Annotated in this window: 11 protein-coding genes; 7 read left to right on the top strand and 4 right to left on the bottom strand. The window is 68.9% G+C overall.

The genetic code is table 11. From position 1 onward, the window contains the following. A partial coding sequence (locus ON23_RS03325; RefSeq protein ID WP_157170145.1) for a HAMP domain-containing sensor histidine kinase occupies nt 1–1981 on the bottom strand: 1981 nt, incomplete at its 3' end. Nucleotides 1982–2299: 318 nt separating this feature from the next. Between ON23_RS03325 and ON23_RS03320 the strand changes: the two genes are divergently transcribed. The 5 genes from ON23_RS03320 to ON23_RS03300 all read left to right on the top strand — a co-directional run bounded on the left by ON23_RS03320 (nt 2300) and on the right by ON23_RS03300 (nt 8370). Next, complete coding sequence (locus ON23_RS03320; RefSeq protein WP_083903668.1) at nt 2300–4411, top strand: AMP-binding protein; 2112 nt, start codon at nt 2300–2302, stop codon at nt 4409–4411. A gap of 134 nt (nt 4412–4545) precedes the next feature. Beyond that, on the top strand, nt 4546–4926 hold the full coding sequence (locus ON23_RS35715; protein ID WP_051041914.1) for a hemophore-related protein: 381 nt from the start codon (nt 4546–4548) through the stop codon (nt 4924–4926). Nucleotides 4927–5002: 76 nt separating this feature from the next. After that, nucleotides 5003–5707, top strand: coding sequence for a response regulator transcription factor (locus ON23_RS03310; RefSeq protein WP_039776214.1), 705 nt, complete (start codon nt 5003–5005; stop codon nt 5705–5707). 37 nt (nt 5708–5744) lie between these two features. Beyond that, nucleotides 5745–7127, top strand: a complete 1383-nt coding sequence (locus ON23_RS03305) for a sensor histidine kinase (RefSeq protein ID WP_051041912.1) — start codon at nt 5745–5747, stop codon at nt 7125–7127. A gap of 76 nt (nt 7128–7203) precedes the next feature. Then, complete coding sequence (locus ON23_RS03300) at nt 7204–8370, top strand: YhgE/Pip domain-containing protein (RefSeq protein ID WP_039776213.1); 1167 nt, start codon at nt 7204–7206, stop codon at nt 8368–8370. Nucleotides 8371–8376: 6 nt separating this feature from the next. On the opposite strand, the gene ON23_RS03295 is transcribed toward ON23_RS03300, so the two are convergent. After that, entirely contained in the window at nt 8377–8739 is a 363-nt protein-coding gene (locus tag ON23_RS03295) for an FKBP-type peptidyl-prolyl cis-trans isomerase (protein WP_036498008.1), read from the bottom strand. Between the two features lie 139 nt (nt 8740–8878). Here ON23_RS03295 and ON23_RS03290 point away from each other — a divergent pair, with 139 nt between their 5' ends. Beyond that, a complete protein-coding gene (locus ON23_RS03290; protein ID WP_039776211.1) occupies nt 8879–9682 on the top strand; it encodes a TrmH family RNA methyltransferase in 804 nt (267 codons plus the stop codon). Continuing rightward, the gene (locus tag ON23_RS03285) at nt 9679–9981 is read left to right on the top strand and encodes a DUF2537 domain-containing protein (protein ID WP_051041910.1); all 303 of its coding nucleotides are present in this window, start codon (nt 9679–9681) and stop codon (nt 9979–9981) included. Before ON23_RS03290 ends, ON23_RS03285 begins: the two co-directional genes overlap by 4 nt. Before the next feature lie 9 nt (nt 9982–9990). On the opposite strand, the gene ON23_RS03280 is transcribed toward ON23_RS03285, so the two are convergent. Together ON23_RS03280 and sepH are read right to left on the bottom strand one after the other, a co-directional pair. Further along, nucleotides 9991–10722 (bottom strand): DUF6928 family protein, encoded by a 732-nt coding sequence (locus tag ON23_RS03280; protein WP_039776217.1) that lies wholly within the window; start codon nt 10720–10722, stop codon nt 9991–9993. A 317-nt stretch (nt 10723–11039) separates the two neighbouring features. Next, on the bottom strand, nt 11040–11316 hold a 277-nt coding region (gene sepH / locus ON23_RS03275; protein WP_245555899.1), incomplete at its 5' end, for a septation protein SepH.

Below are 11316 nucleotides of genomic sequence, written 5' to 3'. Positions count from 1 at the left end.
GGGTGACGCCGCGCATCTGCATCGACGACGCCGTGGACGGCCGGTGGGTCGGCACCGACATCTGCTCACCGGACTGATCCGGCAGCGAGACCGTTCCGCCCGCCGGCGCCACGATGATCGCCTTGGGCACATGCACGGTGACGGTGACGCCCGGGTCGCGGGCGGTGTCGAAGGTCGGGCGCAGGCGCACGTTGAGGCCGTGCCGCTCGGCCAGCCGGCCGACGACGAACAGACCCATGTGGCGCGCGGTGTCCGCGCCGACCTCGGCGGTCGTCTCCAGGCGCCGGTTGATCGATGCCATCTCCGCGGGCGGCATACCGATACCGCGATCGGCGACCTCGATCAGCAGACCCTGATCGTGGGCCTGGGCGAAGGTGAACTTGACGTCGGTCTCCGGCGGCGAGGCGCGCAGCGCGTTGTCGAGCAGCTCGGCGAACAGGTGCGCCAAGTCGGAGGCGGCCGGTTCGGTGATGGCGCCGCGCGGGGTGGCGCCCAGCTTCACGCGCTCGTAGTCCTCGACCTCGGAGATCGCGGCACGCAGCACGTCGGCGATCTCGACCGGCGCCGACTTGCTGCGCCGCTGCCGGGTACCGGCCAGAATCAGCAGGTTGTCGCCGTTTCGGCGCATACGAGCGGCGAGGTGGTCGAGCCGGAAGAGGTTCTCCAGCAGGCGCGGGTCCTTCTCGTCGTACTCCATCGCCTCGATCAGCGAGAGCTGATGGTCGACCAGCGACTTCGACCGGCGCGCCAGGGTTTCGAACATATCGTTGACCTGGGTACGCATGGAGGCCTGGTCGGCCGCCAGGCGCAGCGCCTGACCGTGGATGTCGTCGACCGCGCGAGCGAGCTGGCCGACCTCTTCCTCGGTGTGCACCGGCATCGGCTCGAGCGGCACATCCTCGGGGCTGGCGCCGTCACGCAGGCGCGAGACCTCGTAGCCGAGGTCGTGCTCGGCGACGCGCAGCGCGGCCAGGCGCAGCTTGCGCAGCGGCACGATCATGGCCCGCGCGACCAGCACGGCGAAGATCAGCGCGGCCAGAATCGTCAGGACCACGATGACCGCGTACTGAATGGCCCCGGCCCGGGCGTTACCGGCCAGGTCGTTCACCCGCGAGGTGATGTCCTGGGTCGAGGAACCGACGATCTTGGTATAGCCGTTCAGGCTGTCGACCAGCGACTGCTTGATATCCATCAGCGGCAGCTGACCGACGTCGACGTTCGGCCCGCTGGTCATGGTGATCCGGTTCTGCAGCAAGCCGTTCAGCTCGGCGATCGTCGGATCGTTCTCGGGCAGGCGCTTGGCCAGCAGGTCGAGCATGTACTTCTCGGTGTTGCCGGCGACCTGGAAGTCGTGCAGACCGCCCTTGGCGTCACCGGTCAGGGTCTTGGCCGAGGCCGCGATCTCCTGGACCATCACCGCGCGGGTGTTCAGCGAGTCGACGAGGCGCAGCTTCGCCGCGTCGACGCCGGGGTCGGAGATGGTCGAGACGATCTCCTCGACCGTGCGCACGCTGTTCTGGCGGATCGCCTCTTCCTGGGCGATCGCGTCGGCGAGGACCGGCGAGGGCCTGGTGCCCTGGTCGCGTACCGCCTGGGCGCCCTTGATCATCTGCTCGATCGCATCGCGCGCACCCGGAACGCCGTCCAGCTTGGCCGTGGCCTTCTGCGCGGTCTGGATGGCGCCGTCCAGTCGTGTCAGGTCCGCGTCCTGAACCAGCGACTGGGTCGGGCTGATCGCGGCCATCTGACCACCGGCGACCGTGGCCGCGGCACCACTCAGGCCGGTGACGGCCGGAATCGCCTCGACGTGCTCGACCGCCTGATCCAGGTGGCTCGAGTCACTGAACTCGGACGCGATCCTGGAAGCACCGAGTACCACCGCGACGAGCAGCGGCACGGCCAGCACGGCCGTAACCTTCCAGCGCAGGTCCCAGTTGCCGAGCGCCCAGCGCTTCCCAACGGGCCTAGCGGCGTCACGCATCTCCAACTCACTTTCCAAACTGGCCCCAGCCACGCGCCATCGGCGAGCCTCCACGATCGCACGCGCGGCTCGATAAGCAGAACGGGCCGGGAACTGCGGCTGGCCGAGAAATTGCGTCCATGACGGCCGAAATAGGTGACATGCGATTCTAACGGATCAATAACTTCTTGTGTGACCTCTTGGCAACCACCAGCCGTTGACCTGGCTGTTCCAGCCAAAATCAAAGGTCGCGGCGGCCGCCCGGACGTCGCGTGAAGTCTGCCACAATCAGGCTGATCTATCGAGGCGGGCATCGATGCGAGGCAGGGAGTCATACGGTTGAACGCGAAGCAGGAGTACCGGCCCACCTACCAGACCAGCCTGGTCGACCCGTCGGACTTCTGGCGTAGCGCGGCCGAGGCGATCAGCTGGGACGTTGCGCCCGAACAGATTCTCGATACCACGGCACGACCGACGGCTCGGTGGTTCCCCGATGCTCGCCTCAACACCTCCTACAACGCCCTCGATCGGCATGTGCGCGATCTCACAGCGGAACCCGCCTCGACGAACGACGATACCGATACCGCCGCCGAAACGGGCATTTCCGAAAAAACGGGCGGTCGCGCGGATCAGCCCGCCTTAATATATGACTCCGCTATGACGGGCGCCACAGTCGTCTACACCTACGCCGAATTGCTGGCCGAGGTCGCCCGGTTCGCCGGCGCCATGCTGCGGCTCGGGGTGCGTACCGGCGACCGCGTCGTGATCTACATGCCGATGATCCCCGAGGCCGTGATCGCGATGCTGGCCTGCGCGCGGATCGGCGCGGTGCATTCGGTGGTCTTCGGCGGATTCGCCGCCCACGAACTGGCCGCCCGCATCGACGACGCCGAACCCGTCCTGATCGTCACCGCCTCCGGCGGCCTGGAACCGAACAAGCGCCTCGAGTACCCGCCGATCGTGCTGCAGGCACTCGACCAGGTGCACACCACCGCGCCGCGGAATGTGGTCGTGAAGCAGCGCGAGGGCTTTCCGACCATCCGGTTCGCCGCCCCGCAACCGGCCACCGACACCCTGCCGGATTCCACCGCCACCATCGCGGCCCGCTGGCTGGATTGGGAGGACATGGTCCGCGACGCGGAACCGGCCGACCCGGTGCCGGTGGCCGCGACCGATCCGCTCTACATCCTCTACACCTCGGGCACGACCGGAAAACCCAAGGGCGTGGTGCGCGACAACGGCGGCCACGCGGTGGCGCTGGCCTGGTCGATGCGCAACATCTACGACGTCTCCCCCGGTCAGGTGATGCTGACCACCTCCGATATCGGCTGGGTGGTCGGCCATTCCTATATCGTCTACGCCCCGCTGCTGGTCGGCGCGACGACCATCCTGTTCGAGGGCAAACCGATCGGTACGCCCGACTCCGGCACCTACTGGCGGCTGGTCGAGCAGTACGGGGTGCACGTGATGTTCACCGCGCCCACCGCGTTGCGCGCGATCCGCCGCGCCGATCCCGAGGCCGCGCTGGCCCGTCGCCACGATCTGTCCTCGCTGCGCGCGCTGTTCTGCGCCGGCGAACGGCTCGACCCGGCCACCTACGAGTGGACCCGGGAGACGGTGCTGGCCGACCTGCCCGACTGTCCCGTGGTCGACCACTGGTGGCAGACCGAAACCGGCTGGCCGGTATGCGCCAACCCGCTCGGTCTACAGGAGCTGCCGATCAAACCCGGCTCGGCCTCGGTTCCGGTTCCCGGCTACCGGCTGCGCGTTCTCGATTACGAAGGCGATGCGGTGGCGACGGGCGCGGAGGGCAATATCGTGATCGGCCTCCCGCTCCCGCCTGGCTCGCTGACCGGCCTGTGGCGCGACGACGAGCGCTTCGCCCGCTCCTATCTCTCGGCCTACCCCGGGCACTATCTGACCGGCGACTCCGGCTATTTCGACGAGGACGGATATCTGTACGTCCTCGGCCGCAGCGACGATGTGATCAATATGGCCGGGCATCGGCTCTCGGCCGGCGGCATCGAGGCCGCGATCTCCGGACATTCGGCGGTCGCGGAAACCGCGGTGATCGGAGTGCCCGACGAACTGAAGGGGCAGTTGCCGATCGCCTATGTGGTGCTCAAGAACGGCGTCGACATCGAACTGGCGCAGTTGCGCGCCGAGATCATCGCCCGGGTGCGCGAGCAGATCGGCGCCATCGCGACCCTGCACGATGTGACGGTGGTCCGGGCGTTGCCGAAGACCCGATCCGGAAAGATCCTGCGCCGCACCATCCGCCAGATCGCCTCGGGCGAGACCTGGGAGATGCCCGCGACCATCGAGGATCCCGCGGTGCTCATCGCGCTGGAGGATCAACTGCTCGCCGGGACCGATCCGACCGCCGCCCCGGCGGCGGAGACCACGGCCGACCCGGCGGCGAGCACGAACGGCTCGAGTATCGGTTCCTGATCGGGGCATTCGACTGTGGGGCGCGCGCCCGGTCCGGGCCCGGTTCAGAGTCTTCTCAGAATCGGTTCACGCCCGCCCCAGATTCCGGCGATACCGTGCCGGACACGTACGTGCCGACGCACAGGGAGAGAAACATGCGCATTCGCGGATTTGCCGCAACCACCCTCACCGCGGCGGGCCTGGCCGCCGGGGCCGCCCTGCTGGTCCCCGCCACCGCATCGGCGGGTCCGACCGAACTGGTTGCGCCGCTGCTGAATTCGACCTGCAGCTTCGCCCAGGTCGACGCCGCCCTGCACGACAAGGCGCCGCAGCTGGCCTCGATCCTGGACAACAACCCGGACCAGAAGGCCCAGCTGAAGGCCAAATTCGATCAGCCGGTGGAACAGCGCCGCGCCGAATTCCAGCAGTATCTGGCCCAGCATCCGGACGAGGCGCAGCGCGCCCAGCAGGACCCGCGGGCCGCGGGGCTGAGCCGGACGATTCAGGAAGTCGCCGATTCCTGCCACAACTACTGACCCGGACACCGGGTCGGCAACTCGCGCGGGCCTCGGGCGACCCCCGAGGCCGCGCGGTCAAATTACACTGCACACCGTGGCGAGCAGCGAGAATCCGACGGTGCTGGTGGTCGACGACGACGAGGATGTGCTGTCCTCGGTGGAACGCGGCTTGCGACTGTCCGGCTTCCGGGTGGTCATCGCCCGCGACGGCGCCGCGGCCCTGCGCAGCGTGGCCGAACAGTCGCCCGACGCGATCGTGCTCGATATGAACATGCCGGTGCTCGACGGCGCCGGCGTGGTGACCGCGCTGCGTGCGATGGGCAACGAGGTGCCGATCTGTGTGCTCTCGGCGCGCAGTTCGGTCGGCGACCGCATCGCCGGACTGGAATCCGGCGCGGACGACTATCTGGTGAAACCGTTCGTCCTCGCCGAATTGGTGGCGCGGATCCGGGCGCTGCTGCGCCGCCGCACCGATACCGCCCCCGCCGCCGCGCCGGGCTCGATCACCGTGGGCCCCTTGGAAATCGATGTGGCCGGCTATCGCGCCCTGCTGCACGGTAACGAAATCGAGCTCACCAAAAGGGAATTCGAACTGCTGTCCACACTGGCCCGCAATGCCGGGGTGGTGTTGAGCCGGGAACGACTGCTGGAACTGGTGTGGGGGTACGACTTCGCCGCGGACACCAATGTGGTGGACGTCTTCGTCGGCTATCTGCGTCGCAAACTGGAGGCCGACGGCACTCCCCGGTTGCTGCACACCATCCGCGGCGTCGGCTTCGTGCTGCGGACGCCGAAATGATCGGCGCACCCGCCGAAACGACCTGTGCCGGTGCGGGATGACCGCTCCGGGACGGCGGCGCTTCGGGCTGCGACACTCCTATTCGCTGCGCACCAGGGTCGCCGGGGCGGCGGCCTTGGGCGCGATCATCATCACCGCGGTGCTGAGCTGGGTGTCGGTGGTGGCACTGGGCCGCAACAATCTCGCCCAGGCCGACCAGGAACTGAACATCGCCTCGCGCATCGTGCTGATGCAGCCGCTCATCGCGGTCGGGGTGCTGTCGCTGGTGACCCCGAACAAGGATATGGCGGTGACGGTCCGCGACCACGGTGAGATCATCGCCTCCACCAGCGTGCGCCTCCCGGCCGAGGAGCCGGGTTCCCATACGGTCACGCTCGACGGCACGCCGTTCCGGGTGCTGACCACGACCGAGAATCAGCCCGAGGGACGGACCGTATCGATCGCGATCCCACTGACGAACGCCTATCACACCATGTCCGAGCAGCGGCGCTGGGTGCTGTTCGCGGCCGGGCTGGCGGTGGCCGCGGCGGCCGGGCTGGGCTGGGTGTTCGGTGGCGGCGCGGTGCGCCCGATCCGCGATCTCACCCGGCAGGTGAGTGCGCGCAGCGGCACCAGCACGGCCGAGGTCCGGGTGGACGGGTCCGGCGTGTGGGAGGCCGAAAAGCTGTCCGAGGCAGTGAATTCGCTGCTGGAGCGAGTGCAGTTCGCCCAGGCCGAAACCGCGGCGGCACTCGAGACGGCCCGCGATTTCGCCGCCGTCTCCGCGCACGAACTACGCACTCCGCTCACCGCGATGCGCACCGACCTCGAGGTGCTGCGCACCCTGGACCTCGACGAGCAGCAGCGCGCGGAGATCCTCGACGATCTGCAGCGCAGTCAGGGCCGGGTGGAGGCCACACTCGCCGCGCTGGAACGGCTCGCCGCCGGCGAGTTGACCGACGAGCGCGACCATGTCGAAACCGATGTCGGCGATCTGGTCGACCACGCCGCCCACGATGCGATGCGCCACTTCGGAGATCTCACCGTCCGCATCGAGACCGATCCCGAATTGATCACCCGTGGCCTGCCGACCGGACTGCGGCTGGCGGTCGACAACGCGCTCACCAATTCCGCCCGCCACGGCGGCGCGACCCAGGCGCTGGTGTCGGCGCATCGCCGCCCCGACGGCTGGATCGTGATCTCGGTCGACGACAACGGCGCGGGCATCCCGGCCGAGGAACGGCGAACCGTCTTCGACCGCTTCATCCGCGGTGCCAACGCCACCAAGGGCGGCTCCGGGCTGGGCCTGGCCCTGGTCGCGCAGCAGGCCCAATTGCACGGTGGCCGAGCCTATTTCGACGACGGCACCCTGGGCGGGGTGCGCCTGGTGCTGGAATTGCCGGACCGTCCGATGTCCGCACCGCCACCGCCGGATATCTGATTCGTCCGAATTCCCTCACAGAACCCTCAGATATCCGCCAGTACTCGCGCATTCACCGTCGCTACCGTCGAACGACGTGGCAGATAGACGTTTTCGCTGGACGGTGCTCGGTGTGGTGACCCTGGTGGTCGCCGGTGCGGTGACGGGCGGGGTGATCGCCGCCACCCGCGGTGGTGCCGCACCGGCCGATATCGCGATCGTCAACGCGGATACCGGGCCCGCCGGTGCCCGCATCGTGAAGGCGCTGCAATCCGAGGACGACACCTGGACCGTGGCCGAACCCGGCGCGCGCACCACCGATCACGCCGCGGTGATCACCCTGCCCGCCGACCTCAGTTCGTCGTTGGCCACCCTCGCCACGGCGCAACCGCATCGGGCACAGCTGACCGTGGCCACCAACGAGCACGCCGACACCGCCGCGGTCGACGATGCGGTCGCGGCGGTGACGCGGCGAATCGCGGCCGCCGGCGTGGACCAGACGCTGGCCGCGGTCGCGAACGCGCGCGGTTCGATGCAGCAGGCCGCCTTCACGTCCCAGCTGCTCGACGCGGGCGTGCGCACGGCCTCCGACGCCGCCGGACAGTTCACCGGCGGCGCCCAGCAGATGCTGGGTTTCCTGGATTCCGCGAAATCCGGTGCGGCAACGCTGACTTCGCAGCTCGGCCAGGTACACAGCACCCTGGATCAGGCGACGAATCAGGCCGAGAACATGGCCGGCGCCTTCGATGCCACCGGACTGACCATCGGGCAGATCAGTGCCGGCGCGAACGCGATGAGCACCGGGCTCGACCAGGTCCTGCCGCTGCTGCGAGCGCTGCCGTTCGCGGCGAATCCGCAGCTCACCGACATCATCGGAAAGCTGGAAGCGCTGCGCTCGATCGCCGGCCAGGCCGACACCCAACTGGCGGGCGTGGCCCGGCTGACCGGGAGCAGTACCGATCCGAACACCGGTCTCGGCACCATCCTGCGCGATGCCGCGAGCCGGCTGACCTCGGCCACCGCCCAGCTGGACCAGGGCGCCGCCCTGGCCGGGCAGATTCCGCGGCTCGCCGACCAGGCGAGCACGCAACTACAGGATGCGCTGCAGGCGGTGACCGGCGGAGTCACCCGGATGCAGCAGATTTCGACGAATCTGACCGATCAAACCGGCAAGGCCCTCACCGCGTTACCGGCACACAGCACATCCCAGCAGTCCGTCCTGGCGACGAATCTGTCCGATCCGGTCGAGATCGTCCGGCAGTAAACGCCCTTATTCGACGACGTTCAGCAGGTCGATGACGAAGATCAGCGTCTTGCCCGACAGCGGGTGGCCCGAGCCCTCGGGACCGTAGGCCAGCTCCGGCGGAATGGTCAGCTGGCGGCGGCCGCCGACCTTCATCCCGGGAATTCCGTCCTGCCAGCCCTGGATCAGGCCGCGCAGCGGGAAGGTGATGGATTCGCCACGGTTCCAGGACGAATCGAATTCCTCGCCGGTGTCGTAGGTGACGCCCACATAGTGCACCTCCACGGTGCCGCCGGGTACGGCCTCGGCGCCGTCGCCCACGACCAGATCCTGCACTTCCAGCGTGGTGGGCGCGGGGCCTTCCTGGAACTCGACTTCCGGCTTGGTCATGCGTCCTCTTCCGTTGCGATGGATAAATCGTTCTGTGGATAAACCAATAAAGAGTTCACCATAGCGTTGCCCGCCAAACCGTGTTACACACGACAGTTGGCTCGGCCGAATTCGCGGCCAGGGTGCAGGATAGGTTGCCGTGGCCCACGTGATCGATATCGTCGACCCCGGCGACCCCCGGGTCGCCGACTTCCGCGACCTCAACTCCGCCGACCGGCGACCCGACCTTCCGGGCGGGAAAGGCCTGGTCGTGGCCGAGGGCGTGGTGGTCGTGCAGCGCATGCTGGCCTCACGTTTCCAGCCGTTCGCCCTGCTCGGGGTGGGGCGCCGATTCGATCAGCTCGCCCCCGACCTCGCCGGCGTGGACATCCCCTATTACCGCGTCGGCGCCGAGGTGATGGCCGAGATCGTCGGATTCCACCTCAACCGCGGCGTCCTCGCCGCCGCCTGCCGCCCGCCGGAACTGCTGCCCGAGGAAATCCTGCAGACCGCCCGTACGGTCGCGGTGCTCGAGGGCGTCAACGACCACGAGAACATCGGCTCGATCTTCCGGAATGCGGCCGGACTCGGCGCCGACGCGGTGTTGTTCGGCGACCGCTGCGCAGATCCGCTGTATCGCCGCGCGGTGCGGGTGTCGATGGGGCACGTGCTGCGCGTACCGTTCGCATCGCTGCCGACCTGGCCCGACGGCCTGCATACGCTGCGCGAACTCGGTTTCCGGATCATCGCGCTGACGCCGAATCCGGCGGCGGTGAATCTGGCGACCGCGATGACCGGCGACCGGGTGGCGCTGCTGCTCGGTGCGGAAGGCCCCGGTCTGACCGAGGCGGCCATGCGCGCCACCGATATTCGCGCCCGGATTCCGATGACCCCCGGCACCGATTCGCTCAATGTCGCGACCGCGGCCGCGATGGCCTTCTACGAAAGGGTGCGGACCTCGTGAATCGACCGGTCACCCGCCCGGAAGCCACCCCCGGCGAACCGACACCGTGGGCGGCGGGCATCGCCGTAGCCGTCTTCGTCGCCGCGCTGACCGCCGCCGGGGTGTACTCGTTCGGTGTCGCACTGGCCCATGTCCATTGGATGCTCGCGGTGGCGGTGAACGTGATCGCCGTGGCCGGTACCGCACCGACCGCGTGGCGCTGGCGCCACACCCCGGTCACCCGCTGGGTGCTCGCCGGACTGGGCGCCGGAGTACTGATCGGCTGGGTCGTGCTGCTGATCGACGCCGCGGCCCAATAGGTTTCGCGATCACACCACGCGGTCGCGTCCGCGCAGCCAGCCGAACCAGCGTTTACTCGCCGGAATCGTCACCGACGTCTCCCGCGTCGCGGGTGCGGGCGCCTGCCCGGCGGGATACAGGCTGAATCCGCACACCTCGATCCGGTCCGGAAGCAGGGCGTCGCCGCCGGCGCCCGCCCGATAACGAAATCCGAGCCACTCCTCGTTCGCGGCGTCGGCGAATTCCGGCGGATCGAACGGCAGGATCTGCGGATCGGGAAAATCGCCGGGCCGCAGCCGGACCGGATGGTCGCCGGCCCAGTACGGGCGCTCCCACACCAGCGGTAACCCTTCGTCCTCGACGATATCGACCCTGGTGGCGCTGAAGGCGCGACGGAATTCCCCGCGCTCCCAATGCGCGAACGCACCCCAGCCCAGCGGGACGTCGTAGGACACGAGATAGGTGTGCTCGGAGGCCAGCGGCCGGATGAGCAGTTCCGGCAGCCTGGTCGGGTGGCTGCGCGCCGCCTGCACGGTGCAGACCACGGTGACGCCCGGGAAGCAGCCGATGTACATCGAGCCGGGATCGGGGCCGGCCCAGACCTTCAGGGTGCCGGAGGCGGCGGGCACCACGTCGTGGTCGGGATTGAGCTGTTTGGCCAGTGCGAGCGCGGCCTCCGGATCGGGATCGGGGTGGGAGCGCAGGACCGCCGCCGGATCCGGGTCGTCGACGTACCAGATCGACGAGGCTGTGGATGGCACCTGCGACACCTCCCGAGCTCGAACGGGTAAGCGTGGTTACTCCCGAGCAATCGCGGGAGCCGAACCACATCCGCCGCCGCGGCCTGCTCGCTGTGCGTCCGACGAGAATCGGGCGCATACGAAAAATCTACTCCCCCAACAGCGGAAACACCGGCGCTTCTGACTTCTGCCGCGCGTGTCAACCCCCGTTTCCCAACATTCCGGCGGCGACGCGCCCGAACGGGGGTGAATACACGGAACGGACTTCGCGGCGGAGACCGATGGTCTCCGCCGCGAATTCGATGTGACCGGCCGGGATTTCGTTCCCGGCGGCGGACTCAGTGCCCGGAGCTACGGACGCCGAGCAGCACATCCTCCCAGGACGGCATCGGCGCCTTACCCCGCTTGGCCCGGGCCGTCTTCTGCGCCGCGGGCTTGGACTCGGGCTTGGCGTTCGCCGCCGCGGGGGCGGACTTCGCGGCCGGGGCCGACTCCGGCTCCGCGGCGACGGCGGGCTCGGGCTCCGCGGCAGGAGCAGCGGGAACGGACGGTTCGGACGGCTCGGCCGGGGCGGTGGGAGCCGCGGCGGCCGGCGCCGCCGGAAGCGCCGGGGTC

Origin of the sequence: Nocardia cerradoensis NBRC 101014 (assembly GCF_000308535.1) — a bacterium.
In the GTDB taxonomy this organism is placed as follows: domain Bacteria; phylum Actinomycetota; class Actinomycetes; order Mycobacteriales; family Mycobacteriaceae; genus Nocardia; species Nocardia cerradoensis.
The sequence above is the reverse complement of the archived record's forward strand: the minus strand, read 5'-3'. Positions and strand labels throughout refer to the sequence as shown.